This is a genomic window from Zoogloea sp. (assembly GCF_041914405.1).
Lineage (GTDB): Bacteria > Pseudomonadota > Gammaproteobacteria > Burkholderiales > Rhodocyclaceae > Zoogloea.
Genome location: NZ_JAYSDK010000016.1, coordinates 1 through 21,398 on the forward strand (window position 1 = coordinate 1; position 21,398 = coordinate 21,398).

Here is a 21,398-nt window from a genome sequence, read left to right on the forward strand (position 1 = left end):
GCTTGGTCATCATGACCATGCGCGCCACCCAGAAGAAGATGATGTCGAAGCCGGTAACGAGCACTGTGGACGGCAGATAGAGGTCCAGCGCGTCGTTGGACTTGGCGGGCCACTCCGACGTCCAGTCGAGGGTCGAGAACGGCCACAGGGCGGACGAGTACCAGGTGTCGAGCACGTCCGGGTCGCGAGTCAGCGGGCCGGGATAGCCGGCCTTGTCGGCCAGGGCGCGGGCTTCTTCCTCGTTATGGGCGACGAAGCACTCGCCATCGATGCCGTACCAGGCTGGAATCTGGTGGCCCCACCACAGCTGGCGGGAAATACACCAGTCCTGGATGTTGTTGAGCCACTGGTTGTAGGTATTGACCCAGTTGCCGGGGACGAACTCGATCTCGCCGGAGCTGACGACTTCCAGCGCCTTCTCGGTGATCGACTTGCCGTCTTCGCCCGGCTTGGACATGGCGACGAACCACTGGTCGGTGAGCATCGGCTCGATGACCACGCCGGTACGGTCGCCGCGGGGAACCTGCAGCTTGTGGGGCTTGGTGTCCACCAGCACGCCGGCGGCTTCCAGGTCGGCCACGATGGCTTTGCGGGCGTCGAAGCGGTCGAGGCCCTGGTACTTGGCAGGGGCGTGTTCGTTGATCTTGGCATCCAGCGTCAGGATGCTGATCTGGGCAAGCTTGTGACGCTGGCCGACGGCATAGTCGTTGAAGTCGTGGGCTGGGGTGACCTTGACCACGCCGGTGCCGAACTCGCGGTCCACGTAGTCGTCGGCGATGATCGGGATGTCGCGCTCGCACAGGGGCAGGCGGACGGTCTTTCCGATCAGGTGGGCGTAGCGCTCATCTTCCGGATGCACCATCACGGCCACGTCGCCGAGCATGGTTTCGGGGCGGGTGGTGGCGACGGTCAGGCCGGTCAGTTCGCCAATCTGGCCTTCACTGAACGGATAGTGGATGTGCCACATGAAGCCGTCTTCCTCTTCCTGGACCACTTCCAGGTCGGAGACGGCGGTGTGCAGCTTGGGATCCCAGTTGACCAGGCGCTTGCCGCGGTAAATCAGGCCTTCGTTGTAGAGGCGTACGAAGGTCTCGGTGACGACCTTGTTGAGGCCCGCATCCATCGTGAAGCGCTCACGGCTCCAGTCAGGGCTGGTGCCCAGCCGGCGCATCTGCTTGGTGATGGTGCCGCCGGAGTATTCCTTCCACTCCCAGACTTTCTCGAGGAACTTCTCGCGGCCGAGGTCGTGGCGGGAGATGCCCTGGGCGTCGAGCTGGCGTTCGACGACGATCTGCGTGGCGATGCCAGCGTGGTCGGTGCCCGGCTGCCACAGGGTGTTCCAGCCCCGCATGCGGTGGTAGCGCGTCAGCGCGTCCATGATGGTCTGGTTGAAGCCGTGGCCCATGTGCAGGGTGCCGGTGACGTTCGGCGGCGGCAGCAGGATGCAGAAGGATTGTTCGGCAGGCTTGCTGCGATCGAGGCCGGCGGCGAAGTAGCCGCTGGCTTCCCAGTGTTCATACCAGCGGCGTTCGATCTCCGCCGGCTCGAAACTCTTGGCCAGTTCCATGGGGTCTGTCTTTTAAGGCAAAACGCGGATTATAGCGGATGCGCCCGGCTCGACCTCCGGCGACTGTAGGTGCGCTGGAAGGATCAGCCTTGCTGGCTGTCGTCGAGGGTGTCGGCGATCTCTGCGGACAGGGCTGGGATGAGGGTGGCGCGCAGATGGGCGGCGGCCGCCTCGCGCAGCCTTTCAGCCAGCTCATCCAGCTCACGCGAAACGAGTTGGGGCAATTCGTTATTGACCCATTCCTCAATATGCCTGCTGATGGCCGTGTCGAGGGCGACCAGGCGCTCGGCCAGCAGCTCGTGCTGCATGCTGGGCGAAGATGGGGGAGGAGGCGCTTCCGCCACCAGGGCTGTCTCGCCATCGACGGGCTCGAGGATGATGGGGGTCGCTTCGCCGATATAGGGTTCGATCCGTTCCTCGACCACGTCGGTCAGCAGCGGCAGATCCTCGCCCTCGTCCAGCGCGTCGAGCGGGGGCGTTTCCTCGTCGTCGAGGGAGATTTCGAAATCTGGTTTGTCAGTTTGCGTCATTCGCCACTCCGTTGAGCAAGGTCATGCGCGCTGAGGGCGTAACCGCGCTCCTTGTAGTTGCGGTATCGGCGGCGGGCTGCCTGGCGCTCGGTTTCGCTGGGCCCAACAATTTCTAGCACCAACTGGAAGCGCTCGAAGGAGGGGGGCAGTTCGTCACCAAGATTGACCAGCACCTCGTCGTGGGGCAGCACGTCCAGTGTGTTGCCGATGACGACCGGGGTTTCCGCCGCCAGCGGCGAAGCCGCGGCCACGTGGGGTACGAAGGCGAGGGGCTGGAAGCCCCACAGCATCTGGTCGAAATGGCGTGCGGTGCCATTGTCCGGCGCGAAGACGGAGACCTTGTGCCCGCGCGCGCAGGCCTTGGCGGTCAGCACGCAGGCCACGCGCAGGCGGTCGGGAGCATTGTGGTAGAAGCGGATCTCGTTCGTCACGCCGGGCTCGCGGTTGGATTCAGCGACCGCCGGCGCGGCCGATCAGGAACTCGGTGAGCAGAGGTACCGGGCGGCCGGTGGCTCCCTTGTCGCCGCCTGATTTCCAGGCGGTGCCGGCGATGTCCAGGTGAGCCCACTTGTAGGCCTTGGTGAAGCGCGACAGGAAGCAAGCCGCCGTGATGGTGCCTGCTCCCTTGGTACCGATATTGGGGATGTCGGCGAAGTTGCTCTTCAGCATGTCCTGGTACTCGTCCCACAGGGGGAGTTGCCAGGCCTTGTCGCCAGCGGCCTGGCCGGACGCCAGCAGTTCGGCGGCGAGTGCGTCGTCGTTGGCAAGCAGGCCTGAAGTGGCATTGCCCAACGCGATGATGCAGGCGCCGGTCAGCGTTGCAATGTCCACCACCGCGGCCGGCTCGTAGCGTTCGGCGTAGGTGAGGGCGTCGCACAGGATCAGGCGGCCCTCGGCGTCGGTGTTGAGAATTTCAATCGTCTGGCCGGACATGGAGGTGACGATGTCACCGGGCTTGATGGCCGAGCCGCCGGGCATGTTTTCGGTGGTGGGGATCAGGCCGACCACGTTGATGGGCAACTCCATGCGGGCGATGGCCTTGAAGGTGCCGAGCACGCTTGCGGCGCCGCACATGTCGTACTTCATCTCGTCCATGCCCTCGCCGGGCTTGAGGGAGATGCCGCCGGTGTCAAAGGTGATGCCCTTGCCGACCAGCACGACCGGCTTGTCCTTGGCTTTGCCACCCTTGTAGTTGAGGATGATGAACTTGGGGGGTTCATGGGAGCCGCGGGCCACCGACAGCAGGGAGCCCATGCCGAGCTTTTCCATGTCGGTGCGCTCGAGCACCTCGACCTTGATCTTGTGGTCCTTGGCGAGCTTGCGGGCGGCAGTCGCCAGATAACCCGGCGTGCACACATTGCCCGGCAGGTTGCCGAGGTGCTTTGCCAGGGCCATGCCTTCGGCAACGGCTTCGCCGCGCAGAAGGGCGGCCTGGAGTTCGTCGCCAGCCTTGCCGCGGACGATGAAGGTGAGCTTCTTGACGCCTTTTTTCGAGTCGTCCTTCTTAGACTTCAGCGTGTCGCTGCGATAGGTGCTGTCCAGCAGGATCTGCGCCGCTTGGTCGAGCCGCCAAGGTAAGTCGCGCGGGGCGTCGATGTCGGCGAGGGTGAAGGCTGCGTCGTCGGCTGCGAGCCCGCCCAGTTGCTTGGCGGCTGCCGTCACAGCATCGCGATAGGCCTTGTCGGATAGTTCGGAAACCTTGCCGAGGCTGACCAGCAGGACTCGGGGGGCGGCGACGCCAGGCAAACTGTGCAACAGAAGGGTGGCGCCGGCCTTGTCGTCCAGATCGCCGCGCGCGAGGATGGTCGCCAGGGCGCCAGCACTGGCCTTGTCGAGGGCTTGTGCGGCAGTACTGAGTTCACCGCCCGCGTATACGCCCACCACCACGCAGCCGCTTTTGAGTTTTTCCGGCGATCCGGCCTTTATGGTAAATTCCACCCGCTTCTCCTTGGAAATACGCGTCAATCGGACATCGCGCCACATTATGGCCGCCACCCCGACCCACGTCAAAACGGCCACCGGTCGCCGCTAATACTGTTCCCGCATGATTTTTCTTCGAGCTGCCCAGCGCGAATTTACGCAGAACGCCGTGGCGGTCTTCGTGGCGCTGTTCGCAATCCTGATTTCCACGGTCCTGATTCGTCTGCTCGGGCAGGCGGCTGGCGGCCGGGTTCCGGCTGATGCGGTGCTGGCTCTGATCGGGTTTGGCGCCATCGCCCAGATGCCGGTCGTGCTGTCGCTTACCGTCTTTATTGCGATTCTGATGTCCCTGTCCCGCTGCTACCGGGACTCCGAGATGGTGGTGTGGTTTTCCAGTGGCCTGCCGCTGACCGCCTGGGTTCGGCCGGTACTGCGTTTCACGCTGCCGGTGGTTGTGCTGATCGCCTGCCTGTCCCTGTTCGTTGCGCCGTGGGCCCAGAAGAAGAGCGTCGAGTACAAGGAGCAACTGAACAACCGGGACGATGTTTCCCGGGTGGCGCCGGGCTTGTTCCGTGAGTCCTCGGGCGGCGAGCGGGTGTTCTTCGTCGAGGCCCTTTCCGGCGAGGAGGGGCGGGTCCGCAACGTCTTTGCCAGCAGCATGCAGCACGGGCGTTTGGGGGTGATGGTCGCCGCACAGGGGCATGTGGAGAGCGACGCGGCGGGCAACCGTTTCGTTGTGCTCGAACATGGGCGGCGCTACGAGGGGACGCCGGGCACGCCGAGTTATCGGGTGATGGAGTTCGAGAAGTACTCCATCCGGATGGAGTCGAAGGAGGCCAGCACCTCTGAGCGGCAGCCGAAGACCCTCGCGCTGCCGGCCCTGATCAAGAATCCGGATAGCAGGAATCAGGGAGAGCTGCTGGCCCGGATCAGTGCGCCCTTGTTGGCCACGATGTTGGCCCTCCTCGCAATCCCCCTGTCCTTTGTGAATCCGCGGGCCGGGCGTACCAACAACCTGGTGCTGGCAATCCTTGTCTACCTGATCTATAGCAATACCCTCAGCGTCTGCCAGGCCTGGGTTGGCCAGGGGCGGCTGCGTTTCGATGTGGGTCTGTGGGCGCCGCACCTGATCATGCTGGCGGCCTTGGGTGCTTTGTTCTATCGACGTCTGAGCGTTTTTGCGCGCTGGCGGAAACGCTGATGATTCCCGTCTATATCCGTTATCTGAGCCGCGAGATCTATGCGGCGGTGGCCCTCGTGCTGCTGGCCTTCCTGGGTTTGTTCGCCTTTTTCGATCTGGTGAACGAACTGGATGACATTGGCAAGGGTGGGTACATGCTCCATCATGCGGCGATTTACGTCGCGATGATCATGCCGGGGCGGGTTTATGAATTGATGCCCATCGCCGTGCTCATCGGTACGCTTTATGCGCTGACCACACTGGCACGCCATTCCGAAATCACCGTACTGCGTGCGTCAGGCCTGTCTACCCGGCGCCTGCTATCGGCCCTACTGGCAGTGGGGGGCGTCTTCGTGGTGCTGACCTTCATTTTTGGCGAATACCTGGCGCCACCGGCCGAGCGGGCGGCGCAGCAATGGCGTTTGGCGGCGACCCGTTCCATGGTGTCGCAGGAGTTGCGCACCGGCCTGTGGGTTCGCGATGGCCGGCGTTTCGTAAATGTCACCAGCGTCCTTCCGGATACCAGCCTGCAAGGGGTACGCATCTACGAGTTTGATGAGCGTTCTGCACTGGTATCGATTAGCGAGGCGGAGTCCGGTGCATACGACGGAAAAGACGGCTGGCGTTTGCGCAAGATCGCGCAGACGCGCTTTTCCGATGGGGGAACCTCCACGATCTCGCTGCCGGAGATGGTTTGGAAGTCGGAGTTGACGCCGGAGGTGTTGTCGGTGCTGATGGTGGTGCCGGAGCGCATGTCCGTTTCCACCCTGTACTCCTACATCCATCACCTGCGGGAAAACAACCAGAAGACCACGCGCTACGAAATTGCCCTGTGGAAGAAGCTGGCGTACCCGTTTGCGGCGTTTGTCATGATGGGCTTGGCGCTCCCCTTTGGCTACATGCAAACCCGGATGGGCGGGGTCAGCCTGAAGGTGTTTTCCGGAATCATGATGGGGGTGGGCTTCCATCTGCTGAACGGCCTGTTTTCCAATCTCGGCGTGATCAACGGATGGATTCCGGCAGTGGCTGCGCTGACCCCCAGTGTCACCTTCTTCCTGGCGGCGGCCTTCATGATGTGGTGGGTCGAGCGCCGCTGAGCTTGGTCGGGTTCAGTCTTTGGCGTTGTTGAGCAGCAGCACGATACGGGTGCCCGCCAGCCGGTCATGCAGGAACTGGCGTTCCTTGTCGAGCAGCGCCCACAGGATGCCGATACCAAACAGCAGCACGGAAGGCCACGCCAGCGCGTAGCGGATGCATCCCTGGCGAATGGAGATCTGCTCGCCTTTTGCGTCGACGATGCGCAGCTTCCAGGTCTGCATGGCCAATGTCTGCCCACCGGTGCGCCAGTACCACAGAAAGTAGCCACCAAGGACGAGGAATACATACAGCCAGAGAAGGCCACCGGGGGGGGTGTAGTTCAGGGCTGCACCCAGAATCAGCAGGGGAACCATGAAGGCGAGGGCAAGCACGCCGAGTAGCAGCAGGATTTCATAGAGCATGCTTGCCAAGCGGCGGCGCAGGCCGGCGAGTTCGACGGCCTGCCTGGCCGGCGGAGTAGCGCCGGCGGCAAGAATTGGTTGGGGCATGGTACGCCTAGGGCTTGGTGGGGGAGGCCGGGGAGGGGGCAGCCTCAGCCGTGCTTGCGACTGCTGCGGGTCCGGCGGCTTGTGGCACCACACCCGCCGGCGCTGGGGTGGTTGCTGCGGCTTGTTCAGGCGCGACAGACGGCGCGGGCTTGATCTTCGGGTAGTTCGGCCGTACTGGCGGCGGCGGGGCCGTCAATGGTTTGATCGGCGGCGCGCCTGTTTTGGGGATGGCTGGTTTTACTGGCTGCTTGGTGGCGGCTTCGGTGAAGCGTTTCTTCTCGTCGCTGGGCAGGTCCTGGTACGCGTTCCACTTTTCCCGCAGCGTTTCGCGCTTCTCCGGGGCAATGCGCTGGAGATTCCGATACTGATCGCGCGCGATGGTGCGCTGTTCTGGAGTGAGGGAGATCCAGGTCTGCATGCGGCGCTGCAGGCGCTCCTGTTCTTCCGGGGTGTATCCGGGGAAGCGGTCTGCGATGCCGACCCACTTGCGTCGGCGCTCGTCGGGCAGGTCGCGCCATTCCTTGGCCAGTGGTGCAAGGGTGCGTTGCTGCGCCGGCGTCAGATCACTCCAGCCCGGTGCACTTATGGGGGGGGCTGGTACGGCAGAGGCCGACCAACCCAGAAGGAGCGCAAGGCTCACTCGGGCGAGTCGTTTTGCACCCATGCGTCGAATCCACGGTCCAGGTAAGCGTCGATCGGGAGGTCGTCGGCGAGCAGTGCGCTATCCACTTCCTCCAGGTCAGCGGTGTGCTGTAATTGCCCAAGCAGGGCGCTGCCTAGCGCCGCCAGAATGACTGCAACCATAGCAATGGTGGTCTTGCCTCGCGGCAACACGCGCTCGGTGATCATCTGGCCGAAGCCGACCAGGCTCAGGCCGCGCACTGCGACTTTCTGGCGACTTAAGGCTTTCTGGCGCGCTTCGTGCAAACGTGACGAAGCACCTGGTGGAAGGTTCCACGCCGATGCGTTGAGGTGTTGCCGGACCCGGCGGTGAAATTCCTGGTCGTTCATAGTGTGATGCCCTTTGCTGCAAGCGCTGCAGCCAAAGTGTGCGTCGCCCGGGAGCAGTGTGTTTTCACGCTTCCTTCGGAGCAACCCATTGCCGCAGCCGTTTCGGCTATGTCCATTTCCTCCCAGTAACGCATGAGGAAGGCTTCGCGTTGACGGGCTGGGAGCTTTTCGATTTCCTTTTCTATGACCGATAGAGTCTGGTGTTGTTCAAGTTGGGTCTGGGGTGATTCACTCTTGTGTTCGCTGTCGGCGGATTCGAGCGTCTCCAGCGGGTCGTAGTCCTCATCCTCCGAATTGGAGGAGAAGGCCGACAGCAGCGTGGTCCACATGCTGCGCACCTTCTGTCGGCGATAGTGGTCGCGGATCACATTCTGCAAGATGCGCTGAAACAGCATCGGCAACTCTTCCAGTGGCTTGTCGCCATACTTTTCGGCGAGCTTGAGCATCGCATCCTGAACGATGTCGAGGGCCGACTCTTCGTTGCGGACCGCGAACAAGGCCTGTTTGAATGCCCTTTTCTCGACACTGGCGAGGAAGTCCGATAATTCGAGACGGGAAGGCAGGGGGGAATCCTCAGCTGGAGCGTGGCATCCCTCTTTCTGGTGGGTGAGGGGGCCAATTAAAACGATGCACCCGGTAGCTGGATCGCAATGCCGCCAGAGGCGCCTTGACCAATCGACTGGGCGGCGGTATGGTTCAACGTTTCACATTGCCGAAACAGCTTCGGGTGCAGCGATGGTAATTACCGGTGCGGAAATTGTAATCAGGAGTCTTCAGGAAGAAAAGGTCGATTATCTCTTCGGCTATCCTGGTGGTGCGGTACTTTACATCTACGACGAGTTGTTCAAGCAGGACAAGGTTCGCCATGTGCTCGTTCGTCACGAGCAGGCTGCAATCCATGCGGCAGACGGCTATGCGCGCTCGACTGAAAAGGTCGGAGTTGCGCTGGTGACCTCCGGCCCAGGCGCGACCAATGCGGTGACCGGTATTGCCACTGCCTACTGTGACTCCATTCCGATGGTGATCATTTCCGGTCAGGTACCGTCTTCGGCCATTGGTCAGGATGCTTTCCAGGAAGTAGACACCGTCGGCATCACCCGTCCCTGTGTGAAGCACAACTTCTTGGTGCGTGACGTGCGTGACATCGCGCCGACCATCAAGAAGGCTTTCTACCTCGCCAAGAGCGGCCGTCCAGGTCCGGTTCTGGTCGATATTCCGAAGGACATAACCGCCCAGAAGTGCGAGTTCGAGTATCCGCAGACGGTGGCGATGCGCTCCTACAGTCCGGTGGTCAAGGGCCATCACGGGCAGATCAAGAAGGCGCTGCAACTTTTGCTTGAGGCAAAGCGCCCGATGGTCTATGCCGGTGGTGGTGTGGTGCTCGGCGACGCGGCGGACAAGCTGACCGCGCTGGTGCGCAAGCTTGGCTTCCCCTGTACCAACACCCTTATGGGTTTGGGTGGCTATCCGGCTACCGATCGTCAGTTCGTCGGCATGCTGGGCATGCATGGCAACTACGAGGCCAACATGGGGATGCACTATTGCGATGTGCTGCTCGCCGTCGGTGCTCGGTTTGACGATCGTGTCATCGGCAGCCCGGCCCATTTTGCGTCCGAGCCGCGCAAGATCATCCATATCGACATCGACCCGTCCTCCATCTCCAAGCGTGTGAAGGTCGACGTGCCCATCGTCGGTGATGTGGGAGAAATCCTGGGTGAACTCCTGGCACTGCTGGATGGCACGACCGAGCGCCCGGATCAGGAGGGGCTCGGTGATTGGTGGAAGCAGATCGAAGAGTGGCGTCGTCGCGATTGCCTGAAGTTCAATCAGGGCAGCGATGTCATCAAGCCGCAGTTTGTGGTGCAGAAGCTCTGGGAAGTGACCGGCGGCGACGCTTTCGTGACTTCCGATGTGGGGCAGCATCAGATGTGGGCGGCCCAATACTACAAGTTCGACAAGCCGCGCCGCTGGGTGAATTCCGGCGGACTCGGCACCATGGGTTTTGGCCTGCCCGCCGCGATGGGCGTTCAGTTGGCGCACCCTGGCTCTCAGGTGGCCTGCATCACCGGTGAGGGTTCGGTGCAGATGAACATCCAGGAGTTGTCGACCTGCAAGCAGTTCCGTCTGCCGATCAAGGTGATCCTGCTCAACAACGGTTATCTCGGCATGGTTCGCCAGTGGCAGGAGTTGTTCCACGGCAATCGTTACTCCGAGTCCTACATGGACGCATTGCCTGACTTCGCCAAGCTCGCCGAAGCCTATGGTCACGTGGCCCTACGCGTGCAGAAGCCGGGGGACGTGGAGGATGCGCTGCGTGAAGCGTTCAAGCGCAAGAATGACCTGGTCTTCCTCGATTTTCAGGTCGATCCGACCGAGAACGTGTACCCGATGGTTCAGGGTGGCAAGGGTCTGACCGACATGATCCTGTCCGCCGAGGACCTCTGATTCGCCGGGGGCGTGTCGTGGGGAATTTCTTGCGACCCGCTTCCGAATCCTTACCAAGGCTCGACGCCCACTGGTTGCGCGGGCTGATGGTCAGCAAGCAAGACATCCATATGAGACACGTCATCTCCCTTCTCATCGAGAATGAATCCGGCGCGCTTTCGCGCGTCTCCGGGCTGTTTTCCGCCCGTGGCTACAATATCGAGTCCCTGACGGTAGCACCGACAGAAGACGCATCCCTGTCCCGCATGACGATCGTCACTTCCGGCTCGGATGACATCGTCGAGCAGATCACCAAGCAGCTCAACAAGCTGGTGGAAGTTGTGAAAGTGGTGGATCTGTCCGAGTCGGCCCATATCGAGCGCGAACTGATGCTCGTAAAGGTGCGGGCAACCGGCAAGGACCGGGAAGAAATGAAGCGCATGGCGGACATCTTTCGCGGGCGCATCATTGACGTGACGGATACCAGTTATGTGATCGAGCTGACCGGCACCCAGGCCAAGCTTGATTCCTTTGTCGGCGCCATCGATGCCGACCTGATTCTCGAAACCGTGCGCTCCGGTATCTGCGGCGTTGGCCGTGGTGACCGGGTATTGAAAGTGTGAAGCAGGGGGCGGGCTGAATGGCCGGCACTTCCCTGTAATTTGCTCCTCTTGTATCAGAAAGGCATGAAATGAAGGTTTATTACGATAAGGATGCGGATCTCTCCCTGATCAAGGGCAAGCAGGTCACGATCGTTGGTTACGGTTCCCAGGGCCATGCCCACGCCCAGAATCTGCGTGACTCCGGCGTCAATGTGACGGTCGGTCTGCGCAAGAACGGCGCTTCCTGGGCGAAGGCCGAAGGCGCTGGCCTGAAGGTTGCAGAAGTGGCCGAGGCTGTTCGCGCTGCCGATGTGGTCATGATCCTGCTGCCGGATGAGAACATCCCCGAGGTCTACAAGAACGACGTCGAGCCGAACATCAAGCAGGGTGGCGTGCTGGCTTTCGCCCACGGCTTCAACGTGCATTACAACCAGGTTGTGCCCCGCGCCGATCTGGATGTGATCATGGTTGCCCCGAAGGGCCCTGGCCACACCGTTCGCTCCGAGTACCTGAAGGGTGGCGGCGTGCCGTCCCTGATCGCCGTTTACCAGGACAAGTCCGGCAAGGCCCGCGACATCGCCCTGTCCTACGCTGCTGCCAATGGCGGCACCAAGGGTGGCGTGATCGAGACCAACTTCCGTGAAGAAACCGAAACCGACCTGTTCGGTGAGCAGGCTGTTCTCTGTGGCGGTGCGGTCGAACTGGTCAAAATGGGCTTCGAGACCCTGGTCGAAGCCGGCTACGCTCCGGAAATGGCCTACTTCGAGTGCCTGCACGAACTGAAGCTGATCGTCGACCTGATGTACGAAGGTGGCATCGCCAACATGAACTACTCCATCTCCAACAACGCGGAGTATGGCGAGTACGTGACCGGCCCCGAGGTCATCAACGAAGAGTCTCGCTACGCCATGCGCGAAGCCCTCAAGCGCATCCAGACCGGTGAATACGCCAAGATGTTCATCCTGGAAGGCAAGACCAACTACCCGTCCATGACCGCCCGTCGTCGTCTGAACGCCGTGCATCCGATCGAAACCGTCGGTGCCCAGCTGCGTGACATGATGCCGTGGATTAAGGCCAACAAGCTGGTCGATCAGTCCAAGAACTAAGCGGGCTGGCAGGTAGCAAGATCGGGGGACGAAAGTCCCCCGAGTCGTTTCTGGGCCTGCCGCATCCACCTGCGTTACAATCGCATCCGACTCCACATATCGTCCCCTCCATGGCCGATCTGCAATCTCGTAAGCCCCTGCTGAATCCCGAACGGCGTCGCAGGGGAATCTATATTCTTCCCAACCTTTTCACGACCGCAGCACTCTTCGCCGGCTTTTATGCCATCGTGCAGGCGATGAATGGTCTGTTCGAGCAGGCGGCGGTCGCGATCTTCATCGCGATGGTCCTCGACGGGCTGGATGGTCGTGTGGCGCGTCTGACTCGCACCCAGAGTGCCTTCGGTGCCGAATATGACTCTCTGTCCGACATGGTGTCCTTTGGTGCTGCACCGGCGTTGATCATGTATGAATGGGCGCTGAAGGGCATGGGCAAGCTCGGCTGGATGGCGGCCTTCATCTATTGTGCGGGCGCGGCCTTGCGATTGGCGCGCTTCAACACCAACATCGACGTCATCGACAAGCGCTACTTCCAGGGTTTGCCCAGTCCCGCCGCGGCCGCGCTGGTCAGCGGCCTGGTGTGGGTGATGCTAGACAACGGTGTGGCCGGGCCGGATGTGCGCTGGTACGCCTGCGCGCTGACGATCTTTGCTGGCGTATCGATGGTAAGCAATGTGCTGTTCTACAGTGGTAAGGAAATCAACCTGCGCCGTAGCGTTCCGTTCATTGTGATCATCGCCTTTGTGCTGGGGTTCCTGCTGGTGTCCAGCTATCCGCCGGGGGTGCTGTTCGGATTGTTCCTGTGTTACGCCGTTTCGGGCTACGTGACGAGTGCCTGGGCCTGGCTCAAGGGCACACGCCGCAGTGCCGTGAAGGCTCCCGCCGAAAACGCGGACTCCTGAGCAGGGCTTCCGGTAGGCCCCGTGGCCTGGCGGGCGTGTTTGCCCGTCGTGGTACGGAACGGCGGTCGTACCGTTCAATCAAAACATCAATAATCTGGCAGGAGCTAATCATGAGCGATCAGCTGATCATTTTCGACACCACCTTGCGTGACGGGGAGCAGAGTCCGGGTGCCTCGATGACGCGCGACGAGAAGCTGCGTATCGCGCGCCAACTCGAGCGGATGAAGGTCAACGTGATCGAGGCGGGCTTTGCTGCGGCATCCAACGGCGACTTCGAGGCGGTCCGCGCTGTGGCGGAGGCGATCAAGGATTCGACGGTTTGTTCACTGGCTAGAGCCAACGAGAACGACATTCGGCGGGCCGGCGAGGCGATCCGCCCGGCGGCGTCGGGACGCATTCATACCTTTATCGCCACTAGCCCGATCCATATGGAGAAGAAGCTTCGCATGAGCCCCGACCAGGTGGTCGAGCAAGCGGTGCGGGCGATCGGTTGGGCGCGGGAGTACACCAGCGACATCGAGTTCTCAGCCGAGGATGCCGGTCGTTCTGAAATCGACTTCCTGTGCCGTATTTTTGAAGAAGTCATCAAGGCGGGCGCCACAACGATCAACGTACCGGATACCGTCGGTTACAACGTGCCGGAGCAGTTTGCGGCAACGATCCGCACACTGATCGAACGTGTGCCGAACTCAGACAAGGTCGTGTGGTCGGTGCATTGCCATAACGATCTTGGCCTTGCCGTGGCTAATTCCCTGGCTGCCGTGCGCGCTGGTGCGCGCCAGGTGGAATGTACGGTCAACGGCCTTGGCGAGCGGGCGGGTAATGCGTCGCTAGAAGAAGTCGTGATGGCGGTGCGTACCCGCAAGGATATCTTCCTGTGTGATACGCGCATCGATACGACGCAGATCGTGCCGGCTTCGAAGCTGGTATCCAGCATCACGGGCTTTCCTGTGCAGCCCAACAAGGCGATCGTCGGCGCAAACGCTTTTGCCCATGAATCTGGCATTCATCAGGACGGCGTGCTGAAGCATAGAGAGACCTACGAAATCATGCGTGCCGAGGATGTGGGCTGGACCACCAACAAGCTGGTGATGGGCAAGCATTCTGGGCGCAATGCATTCCGTTCGCGGCTTGTCGAGCTTGGGGTTGAGATCAAGTCCGAGGAGCAGCTCAATCACGCATTTGCCCGCTTCAAGGAGCTGGCTGACAAGAAGCACGAGATTTTCGATGAGGATTTGCAGGCGCTGATGAGCGATGACAGCTCGGAGCCGCAGGAGCATTTCCGCTTGGTGGCGTCTTCATTCCATTCCGAGACCGGCGAGACGCCCTGTGCGCGCCTGACGCTATCCGTCGATGGCAAGGAGGCCAAGGTGGAGTCGGGTGGTTCAGGGCCGGTGGATGCCGCTTTCAAGGCTATCGAAGCGGTGGCGGACAGTGGTGCCGAGCTGCTGTTGTACTCGGTCAATGCTATCACCACGGGTACCGATGCCCAGGGCGAGGTGACTGTCCGTCTATCGAAGGAAGAACGTGTTGTGAATGGGCAGGGCGCGGATACCGACATCATCGTCGCATCCGCGAAAGCCTACCTCAATGCTCTCAATAAGTTGCAGTCCAGGCTGGAGCGTGTGAATCCCCAGGTGTGATCACCGGTCTCCGGGGGTCAGGACTGCCGGTCGGCGGCCCTGGCCAGCCGGGATGGAGCTGTGTTGCGGGCGTAAAGCACGACGGCGGTGAAGAATATGACGCTCAAGATGGCTTCTGTCAGTGCAAGTGCGTTGCCGGGAGCTGGGTCGTTGGTCCGGATCACCCCCTCGGTCAGGTAGAGCAGGATCATCATCGAGCTCCACTGATAGGTGTAGCGCTTGCCGCGCAAGATTCCGAACAGGGCCAGCATCAGCGGCAGCACCTTCAGCGTCATCCATGAGCCGCCCGGGCGCAGGGGGGCCAGAATGGCCTCCCAGGCCAGGCAAAGGGCAATCAGTAGCAGCAGGGTTACGCTGGCGACGAGTAGCAGGTTCTTGGGTTTCATGGGCGTGAGAGCTTTCTGGCGGTTTCTGCGAGTCGCCGTCCCAGGGCGGTGGCGAGACGCTTTTCCTCTTCGGTGATCAGGGTGTTGTCGTCCTTGCCAGCCCAGTGAGTGGCACCATAGGGCGAGCCGCCGCTGCGGGTTCGGGTGAGGTCTGGTTCGGAAAACGGCAGGCCGACGATCAGCATGCCGTGGTGCAGCAGTGGAGTCATCATCGACAGCAAGGTGCTTTCCTGGCCGCCATGCTGACTCGCCGATGACGTGAATACGCAAGCCGGCTTGCCCGCGAGCGCACCCGAAAGCCAGGGGCCGGCAGTGCCGTCCAGGAAGTATTTGACCGGTGCGGCCATGTTGCCGAAGCGGGTGGGGCTGCCGAGGGCTAGACCGACACACTCTTCGAGATCGCGGATATCTGCATAAGGCGCGCCGCTGTCGGGAATGCCGTCTTCGATGGCCTCGCAGACAGCCGAGACCCGTGGGACTGTGCGCATACGGGCGGCCATGCCAGGAATGGATTCGATGCCACGCGCGATAAGCTCGGCCAGTGCCCGGACAGAGCCGCGATGGCTGTAATAGAGAACAAGAACTTCTTGCATTGTAGTGCCTGCAAAACGGAAGCGCATTATACGTAAATGAACCTGAGCCCTGACTCTCCTCATTCGTTTCGCCGCCCGGGGATGATGCCGCTGGTGTCTGCTGTTGCGCGCCGCTTTCGTGACGGTCGATGTGCACAGGTTGCCGGCAGTCTTGCGTTCACGACCTTGCTGTCACTGGTGCCGCTGGTGACCCTGGTGGCGGTTGTCTTCAGCAAGCTGCCGCAGTCGGCCCGTTTCGGTGATGCATTGCGTGGTTTCCTGCTCGACAACCTCCTGCCGGACAAGGCTGGAAAAGTGATTGCGACCTATGCGCTGCAGTTCAGTGAAAAGGCTGCGAACCTGACCGTCGTGGGCGCACTCGTGCTGATTGCGACGACGATGATGCTGATGAAGACGATCGATCAGGTCATCAACCAGATCTGGATGGTTAATAGCCGACGCCCCTGGGCCACGCGGCTGGTCGGCTACTGGGCCGCCTTGTCCCTAGGCCCGCTGTTGCTGGCTGGTTGTGTATTCGCCGCGAGCGCGATGCTGAGCATGTCGCTGGATGTCATGAGCGAGCCGGCAGCCTGGCTGGAGGGCCTTGGGGTGCGCTTGATTGCCGTGGCGGTCCTGACCGGCGTCTTCGGTACGATCTATCTGGTCGTGCCCCATTGCAGCGTTCGTATCCGGGATGCAATGTTTGCCGGCTTGTGCGCAGCAACGGGCTTCTTGGTCATGCAGCGTCTGTTTGGCCTCTATTTGGCGCATTTTCCAAGTTACACGCTGGTGTACGGGGCGTTTGCGGCGGTGCCGATCTTCCTGCTGTGGCTTTATCTGTCCTGGATCGTGATCTTGCTCGGTGCGGTTCTCGCTGCCGTGCTGCCCGAGCGCAAGCTTATGCACGCTTTGCTGCCAAACTTTCCGGGGCGGGAACTTTTCGTGGCTCTGCTTGCGTTGCGGGGGTTGGTGGGTGCTCAGCGGGAGGGGGCTTCGCGGACGATGGCGGAGCTTGCCGAGTTGGCGGCGGTGGGGCATGACGACATGCGGAGGACGCTGGAAATGCTTGAATCAGCGGGGGTTGCTGCGCGTCTCGATGGGGGGGGCTGGCTGTTGGCCAGGGCTGCGGATTCGGTGCCACTGGCGGAGATTGCCGGCTTGTTTGGTTGGGCGAACTTGCCGGATGGCTGGCGAGCTGGAGCGGGTTCGGCGGCCGAGGTTTGTGAGTGTTGGGACGCAATTCTGGCGGCACTGGGCCGGGCGACAGCCCGGCCGATCGCGTCCCTGTGCTCCTAGCCGTGCCGTGTTAAAGCGGGTAGGGGTCGATCTCGTACTGGAACAGTTCGATGGCAGATGTCTGCATGTCGAGGCTGAGCAGGCGGCCTTGCGCCACATAAAGCCGGTTGGTGTCTGACACCAGCATGAAGCGCCGCGCCGAATAGGTACCGGCTGGAGCCAGAATGGCTTGCTGGCGCCCGAGGGCGGCAATTGGGGGGAGTACCAGCGCTGGGCGCATCGGTCGGGTCTGTCCTCCGCTGCGGAAGCCGACCGTGACCGGCTTGGCAGTATTGGCGATGACCTGCAGGCCGAGTTCGACCTGTTCGGGTGTTTCAGTGCGGATCCAGCGTACGACGCACAGGGTCCATGGATCGTCCTCATTGCGCCGCAGCGCCAGGGCCATGCCTGCGACCAGTTCGGATGCCGTTCCGGTGACCTGCATGATTGCGTAACCGGTTGGGCTTTCGTTGACAACCATCCATTCCGATGTGTGTGCTTCCTGCCTTGCGGAGCCACTTTCCCGCAGCATCTTCCAGATCGTCTCGAGGCCGCTGCAGACGCGCACTGCATACTGATTGCGACGCCGGGAGTGCTCGCGGTGTGGCGGCGTAGCCCAGTATTCCCGAACCCGGCGTAGTAGCGTGGCAGCTTCAGCGATTCCCAGCCCTTTCGGGAGTCCGTCTTGAGAGGGTGTTTCGGCGTCGAGGGCCTCGATCCATCTCGTGGCTTTGCGTGCCAGCTCTTCGGCAGAGAAGTAGAGCAATCCCTCTACCGGCGGAGGGGGGCGACGCTTGTCGGAAATCGGAGGCGTGTCCTGGTCCGGGTCGATCCAGAACCAGCCAAGGTCGTTGTCGCCAGGCGGGGTGTAGCTGATGGTCGTGTCGCCGGCTATGGAGTCCAGAAGGTCTGCCAGCCAGCAGGTTTCGGGGCCGGTCAGACCTTCAGGTTGGGCGGAATAGAGCGCCAGCAGGAATTTGTAGGCGGCGTCGGCGTCCCGGGTATCGCCGTGGCTGTTGGCCTGGCCTGTCAGGAATAGCGTGTGTGCCCGCAGCCAGAAACCATAGGGGGCGCTGTTGCCGGCCAGATGGGCAATGACGAATTGCTCACAAAGAACCGCCAGGCCCTTGGCGCTGATGGTCTGGGGGGGCTGGCGCCCAGCCTTGCCGGCCCGGAGGTGGGCGTCCTTTACGTTGTCCTCGTAGGCCGTTGCGAGCTTGCCGAAGGCAGAAACCATGCGGGTGGCCGAGCGGTGCAGGCTGACATTGAGCGGCAGCGCTGTTGCCGCAAGCTTTTGGCGGAACATCCGGCTGATCTGGATGCCCCGCGCCTGCAGCGGATCCAGGCAGCGCTGGAGCTGTCCCTGGCCAACCTCGGGGCGCGTCAGATCCTCCACGTGACGCACGAAGGCGGCCAGTTCTAGCTCGGCGTCGGCGGTGAGCTCGGTGGCGAGCCAGTCGAGGACAGGGGCTGTGCGGTCGGAAAGGGGAGAGTCGGCGGCGCTCATTGCCTGCTATGTATTTTAGCCAAGCGCATATTGTAAATAACTTCCCTGCAAACAGGTGTTGATATGACTGGATAACAGTGCGTGGTGAGGCCGGGTCGGTCGCGTGGTATGGCCGACATTGAAGCTGTCCGACTATCTGCTTCCTTGCGGATTTTCCGGCTGTGATTTAATATCCTTCGTTTTTCCATTCCATCGGATCAAGAACAGTCATGGTTGTCATTCGTCTCGCCCGCAGCGGCTCCAAGAAGCGCCCCTTTTACAACATCGTTGCCGCCGATTCCCGCAATCGTCGCGATGGCCGTTTCATTGAGCGTATCGGCTACTACAACCCGGTTGCTTCCGGCAACGCCACCAGTCTCGTCGTGAACGCCGAGCGCCTGGCTCACTGGCAAGGTACCGGCGCTCAGCTGTCCGAGACCGTCGCACGTCTGGTCAAGCAGGCTGCCAAGGCTGCTGCCTGAGTTGGCTGAGCAGTCTCCCGGTCTTCCGCCTGCCGTGCAGATGATCGTTCTGGGGCGTGTCGTCGCCCCATATGGCGTTGGAGGCTGGGTAAAGGTTCATCCTTTCGGGGATGATCCTTTGTCGTGGAAAAAAATGCCTCAGTGGTGGCTCGGTGCCGATTCCGAAGGCAGCGACTGGAAGCCGTACACGCTGAAGGGCTGCAAGGCTCACGGCAAGGCGGATGCTCTAGTCGCGGCTTTCGAAGAGGTGCCTGATCGCAATGCGGCTGAAGCCATTGATGGCCTCTACATCGCCGTGCCGCGCGATGCGCTGCCGAAACCTGCCGAAGATGAATATTACTGGGCCGATCTGATCGGTCTGGAGGTAGTCAATGCTTCAGGTGTGTGTCTCGGTGTGGTGAAGGGGCTGCTGTCCACGGGCGCACATGATGTGCTCGAGGTGCAGGATGGCGAGATCGAGCGTTTGATTCCCTTTGTTGCACGCTATGTGACGGAGGTGGATGCAGTCGCTCGGCGAATCGTAGTTGAATGGGAGGCAGACTGGTGACGGCAGTCGGCGGCCGCAAGGCCTATGATGTTGTTAGCCTGTTTCCCGAAATGTTCTCCGCCTTGTCGGAGTTTGGCATCACTGGGCGAGCGCGTGAGCGCGGCCTGTATGAGCTAAATTGCTGGAACCCCCGCGATTTTGCCGAAGATCGGTATCGCACTGTGGACGACCGTCCTTATGGTGGTGGTCCGGGCATGGTGATGATGCCGGGGCCGCTGGAAAAATCCATCCGGGCAGCGCGCGAGCGTCAGGCAGGAAGTGTGGGTGTTGCAGGGCGAGTGATCTATCTGTCGCCCCAAGGGCGTACCCTGGACCATCCGCGGGTTCTCGAGCTGGTGTCCGAGCCGGCACTGGTGTTGCTGTGTGGTCGCTATGAAGGCATCGATCAGCGTTTGATCGAGCGTTGCGTGGATGAGGAAATTTCGTTGGGTGACTTTGTCCTCTCCGGAGGTGAGTTGCCGGCTATGGTCCTGCTCGATGCAATGATTCGGCAGTTGCCAGGGGCGCTTAACGATGAGGATTCGGCCGTCGAGGATTCGTTTGTCGATGGCCTGCTCGACTGTCCGCATTACACGCGGCCGGTCGATTATGAAGGAATGCTGGTGCCGGACGTGCTCATGTCCGGCAACCATGCGGAAATCCGCCGATGGCGTCTGCAGCAGTCACTCGGGCGCACCGAGTTGCGGCGGCCGGACCTGTTGGCGGAACGTCCTCTGAGCAAGGAAGAGATTCGTTTGCTGGAGAAATTCCGGCAGACAGAAGGGAAGCCGGGGAGCTGATTTCCGGTTTCCATAACAAAGCCGTGCACCAGGTGGCGACCTGCTCTGCACGAAAGGCCACTGGCCCATATTTTCTCAGGAGTTACGCATGAACCTCATTCAGCTGCTTGAGCAGGAAGAAATCACCCGCCTGACCCAGGGCAAGACGATCCCGGAATTCGCTCCTGGCGATACTGTTATCGTTCAGGTCAAGGTTAAGGAAGGTACCCGTGAGCGTCTGCAGGCCTATGAAGGTGTAGTGATTGCCAAGCGCAATCGCGGCCTGAACTCCGCCTTCATCGTTCGCAAGATCTCTTCCGGCGAAGGTGTGGAGCGTACTTTCCAGACCTACTCCCCGCTGGTTGCCAGCATCGAAGTGAAGCGTCGCGGTGATGTACGCCGTGCCAAGCTGTACTACCTGCGTAGCCGCTCCGGCAAGTCTGCCCGTATCAAGGAAAAGCTGGACTATAAGTCCTTCGCTGCCAAGGCTGCTGCCAAGGCCTGATTTTCCGCGGTACAAAAAACGGAACCCTCGGGTTCCGTTTTTTTTGCCTATAGCCCGGTGTGGTCGGGCGCTGCTGCGTGTCTTTAGGCGAGCTTGTTGCGCTCGATGAGCGCGTAAGCGGAATGATTGTGAATTGATTCAAAGTTCTCGGACTCGACAACGTAGGCGTCGATACGGCTTTCGCGATTGAGGGCTCCGGCAACATCGCGAACCATGTCTTCGACAAACTTGGGGTTGTCATACGCGCGCTCGGTAACGAATTTTTCGTCCGGGCGCTTGAGCAGCCCATAGAGTTCGCAGGAGGCCTGCTCCTCGACCAACTGGACCAACTCCTCGATCCATAGGTGATTGTTGGTGGTGGCTGTTACGGTGACGTGGGAGCGCTGGTTGTGGGCGCCGTACTCCGAGATCTTCTTCGAGCAGGGGCATAGGCTGGTTACCGGAACGACAACCTTCATCGTGAATTCGTAGCCGCCACCCTCACGAATTTCACCGATGAACGTGACCTCGTAATCCATCAGGCTTTGGACGCCGGAAACAGGTGCCGCCTTGTTGATGAAATACGGAAAGGTCATTTCCACGTGACCTGTTTCGGCCTCGAGTTTCCGGACCATTTCCCGCAGCATTGGTTCGAAGGATTCGACAGAGATCTCGCGCTCGTGGCTATTGAGAATCTCAACGAAACGGGACATGTGTGTCCCCTTGAAATTGTGAGGCAGTCCAACGTACATATTGAACACCGCAATGGTGTGCTGCACGCCGCCGCTCTTCTTGTCCTGAACCTTGATGGGGTGGCGGATCGCCTTGATGCCCACCTTGTTGATGGCTAGCTGTCGGGAGTCGGCAGAGTTTTGTACGTCGGGGATTGGGGTTGGGGCTTCGCAGGTGGTCATGGCTGTTCTCGATGATTCTCGTTGGG

The 21,398-nt window shown here is 61.1% G+C and carries 24 protein-coding genes; 12 read left to right on the forward strand and 12 right to left on the reverse strand.

Going from position 1 to position 21,398, the window contains the following annotated elements; genetic code table 11:
• From ACE3RX_RS11375 to ACE3RX_RS11390, 4 genes are all read right to left on the reverse strand, one after another.
• Window positions 1–1,567: valine--tRNA ligase (locus ACE3RX_RS11375; RefSeq protein WP_374483466.1), on the reverse strand; the 1,567-nt coding region annotated here is incomplete at its 3' end.
• Window positions 1,568–1,650: 83 nt separating this feature from the next.
• Window positions 1,651–2,097: a hypothetical protein gene (locus ACE3RX_RS11380; RefSeq protein WP_374483468.1), complete on the reverse strand. Its 447-nt coding sequence runs from the start codon at window positions 2,095–2,097 to the stop codon at window positions 1,651–1,653.
• Window positions 2,094–2,528 carry a DNA polymerase III subunit chi gene (locus ACE3RX_RS11385; RefSeq protein WP_374483471.1) on the reverse strand — a complete coding sequence of 145 codons (435 nt, stop codon included), beginning with the start codon at window positions 2,526–2,528 and terminating at the stop codon, window positions 2,094–2,096. Before ACE3RX_RS11385 ends, ACE3RX_RS11380 begins: the two co-directional genes overlap by 4 nt.
• Before the next feature lie 19 nt (window positions 2,529–2,547).
• Window positions 2,548–4,035, reverse strand: a complete 1,488-nt coding sequence (locus ACE3RX_RS11390) for a leucyl aminopeptidase (RefSeq protein ID WP_374483474.1) — start codon at window positions 4,033–4,035, stop codon at window positions 2,548–2,550.
• A gap of 106 nt (window positions 4,036–4,141) precedes the next feature.
• Here ACE3RX_RS11390 and lptF point away from each other — a divergent pair, with 106 nt between their 5' ends.
• Window positions 4,142–5,218 (forward strand): LPS export ABC transporter permease LptF, encoded by a 1,077-nt coding sequence (gene lptF, locus ACE3RX_RS11395; protein ID WP_374483476.1) that lies wholly within the window; start codon window positions 4,142–4,144, stop codon window positions 5,216–5,218.
• Window positions 5,218–6,294 (forward strand): LPS export ABC transporter permease LptG, encoded by a 1,077-nt coding sequence (gene lptG, locus ACE3RX_RS11400; RefSeq protein WP_374483479.1) that lies wholly within the window; start codon window positions 5,218–5,220, stop codon window positions 6,292–6,294. The genes lptF and lptG overlap by 1 nt, the downstream gene beginning before the upstream one ends.
• Before the next feature lie 12 nt (window positions 6,295–6,306).
• Here lptG and ACE3RX_RS11405 read toward each other — a convergent pair whose 3' ends face one another.
• Genes ACE3RX_RS11405 through ACE3RX_RS11420 form a run of 4 tightly spaced genes read right to left on the reverse strand, consistent with a single transcriptional unit; the run spans window position 6,307 to window position 8,423 of the window.
• Window positions 6,307–6,783 carry an RDD family protein gene (locus ACE3RX_RS11405; RefSeq protein ID WP_374483481.1) on the reverse strand — a complete coding sequence of 159 codons (477 nt, stop codon included), beginning with the start codon at window positions 6,781–6,783 and terminating at the stop codon, window positions 6,307–6,309.
• A 7-nt stretch (window positions 6,784–6,790) separates the two neighbouring features.
• On the reverse strand, window positions 6,791–7,423 hold the full coding sequence (locus tag ACE3RX_RS11410; protein WP_374483483.1) for a DUF3106 domain-containing protein: 633 nt from the start codon (window positions 7,421–7,423) through the stop codon (window positions 6,791–6,793).
• Entirely contained in the window at window positions 7,420–7,794 is a 375-nt protein-coding gene (locus ACE3RX_RS11415; RefSeq protein ID WP_374483486.1) for a DUF3619 family protein, read from the reverse strand. The genes ACE3RX_RS11410 and ACE3RX_RS11415 overlap by 4 nt, the downstream gene beginning before the upstream one ends.
• Complete coding sequence (locus ACE3RX_RS11420) at window positions 7,791–8,423, reverse strand: RNA polymerase sigma factor (protein WP_374483658.1); 633 nt, start codon at window positions 8,421–8,423, stop codon at window positions 7,791–7,793. Before ACE3RX_RS11420 ends, ACE3RX_RS11415 begins: the two co-directional genes overlap by 4 nt.
• Here ACE3RX_RS11420 and ACE3RX_RS11425 point away from each other — a divergent pair.
• From ACE3RX_RS11425 to ACE3RX_RS11445, 5 genes are all read left to right on the forward strand, one after another.
• Window positions 8,422–10,239, forward strand: coding sequence for an acetolactate synthase 3 catalytic subunit (locus tag ACE3RX_RS11425; RefSeq protein WP_374483488.1), 1,818 nt, complete (start codon window positions 8,422–8,424; stop codon window positions 10,237–10,239). The genes ACE3RX_RS11420 and ACE3RX_RS11425 overlap by 2 nt on opposite strands.
• A 110-nt stretch (window positions 10,240–10,349) precedes the next feature.
• Window positions 10,350–10,841, forward strand: coding sequence for an acetolactate synthase small subunit (gene ilvN, locus ACE3RX_RS11430; protein ID WP_374483661.1), 492 nt, complete (start codon window positions 10,350–10,352; stop codon window positions 10,839–10,841).
• A gap of 68 nt (window positions 10,842–10,909) precedes the next feature.
• The gene (gene ilvC / locus ACE3RX_RS11435; RefSeq protein WP_374483490.1) at window positions 10,910–11,926 is read left to right on the forward strand and encodes a ketol-acid reductoisomerase; all 1,017 of its coding nucleotides are present in this window, start codon (window positions 10,910–10,912) and stop codon (window positions 11,924–11,926) included.
• Between the two features lie 110 nt (window positions 11,927–12,036).
• On the forward strand, window positions 12,037–12,825 hold the full coding sequence (gene pssA, locus ACE3RX_RS11440) for a CDP-diacylglycerol--serine O-phosphatidyltransferase (protein WP_374483493.1): 789 nt from the start codon (window positions 12,037–12,039) through the stop codon (window positions 12,823–12,825).
• 110 nt (window positions 12,826–12,935) lie between these two features.
• On the forward strand, window positions 12,936–14,468 hold the full coding sequence (locus ACE3RX_RS11445; RefSeq protein ID WP_374483495.1) for a 2-isopropylmalate synthase: 1,533 nt from the start codon (window positions 12,936–12,938) through the stop codon (window positions 14,466–14,468).
• Window positions 14,469–14,485: 17 nt separating this feature from the next.
• Here ACE3RX_RS11445 and ACE3RX_RS11450 read toward each other — a convergent pair whose 3' ends face one another.
• Both ACE3RX_RS11450 and wrbA read right to left on the reverse strand, forming a co-directional pair.
• Window positions 14,486–14,854 (reverse strand): DUF2069 domain-containing protein, encoded by a 369-nt coding sequence (locus ACE3RX_RS11450; RefSeq protein ID WP_374483498.1) that lies wholly within the window; start codon window positions 14,852–14,854, stop codon window positions 14,486–14,488.
• Window positions 14,851–15,447 (reverse strand): NAD(P)H:quinone oxidoreductase, encoded by a 597-nt coding sequence (gene wrbA, locus ACE3RX_RS11455; RefSeq protein WP_374483500.1) that lies wholly within the window; start codon window positions 15,445–15,447, stop codon window positions 14,851–14,853. Before wrbA ends, ACE3RX_RS11450 begins: the two co-directional genes overlap by 4 nt.
• A gap of 36 nt (window positions 15,448–15,483) precedes the next feature.
• Here wrbA and ACE3RX_RS11460 point away from each other — a divergent pair, with 36 nt between their 5' ends.
• Window positions 15,484–16,722: a YihY family inner membrane protein gene (locus ACE3RX_RS11460; protein ID WP_374483502.1), complete on the forward strand. Its 1,239-nt coding sequence runs from the start codon at window positions 15,484–15,486 to the stop codon at window positions 16,720–16,722.
• A gap of 10 nt (window positions 16,723–16,732) precedes the next feature.
• On the opposite strand, the gene ACE3RX_RS11465 is transcribed toward ACE3RX_RS11460, so the two are convergent.
• Window positions 16,733–18,208, reverse strand: a complete 1,476-nt coding sequence (locus tag ACE3RX_RS11465; RefSeq protein ID WP_374483505.1) for a hypothetical protein — start codon at window positions 18,206–18,208, stop codon at window positions 16,733–16,735.
• A 209-nt stretch (window positions 18,209–18,417) separates the two neighbouring features.
• Between ACE3RX_RS11465 and rpsP the strand changes: the two genes are divergently transcribed.
• The 4 genes from rpsP (at window position 18,418) to rplS (ending at window position 20,479) form a co-directional block, all read left to right on the forward strand.
• A complete protein-coding gene (gene rpsP / locus ACE3RX_RS11470; RefSeq protein ID WP_374483508.1) occupies window positions 18,418–18,669 on the forward strand; it encodes a 30S ribosomal protein S16 in 252 nt (83 codons plus the stop codon).
• Between the two features lie 40 nt (window positions 18,670–18,709).
• Entirely contained in the window at window positions 18,710–19,216 is a 507-nt protein-coding gene (rimM, locus tag ACE3RX_RS11475; protein WP_374483663.1) for a ribosome maturation factor RimM, read from the forward strand.
• Window positions 19,198–19,995 (forward strand): tRNA (guanosine(37)-N1)-methyltransferase TrmD, encoded by a 798-nt coding sequence (gene trmD, locus ACE3RX_RS11480; protein ID WP_374483511.1) that lies wholly within the window; start codon window positions 19,198–19,200, stop codon window positions 19,993–19,995. Before rimM ends, trmD begins: the two co-directional genes overlap by 19 nt.
• 88 nt (window positions 19,996–20,083) lie before the next feature.
• Window positions 20,084–20,479, forward strand: coding sequence for a 50S ribosomal protein L19 (gene rplS, locus ACE3RX_RS11485; protein WP_374483514.1), 396 nt, complete (start codon window positions 20,084–20,086; stop codon window positions 20,477–20,479).
• A gap of 83 nt (window positions 20,480–20,562) precedes the next feature.
• On the opposite strand, the gene folE2 is transcribed toward rplS, so the two are convergent.
• Window positions 20,563–21,372 carry a GTP cyclohydrolase FolE2 gene (folE2, locus tag ACE3RX_RS11490; RefSeq protein WP_374483516.1) on the reverse strand — a complete coding sequence of 270 codons (810 nt, stop codon included), beginning with the start codon at window positions 21,370–21,372 and terminating at the stop codon, window positions 20,563–20,565.
• Window positions 21,373–21,398: the final 26 nt, after the last annotated feature.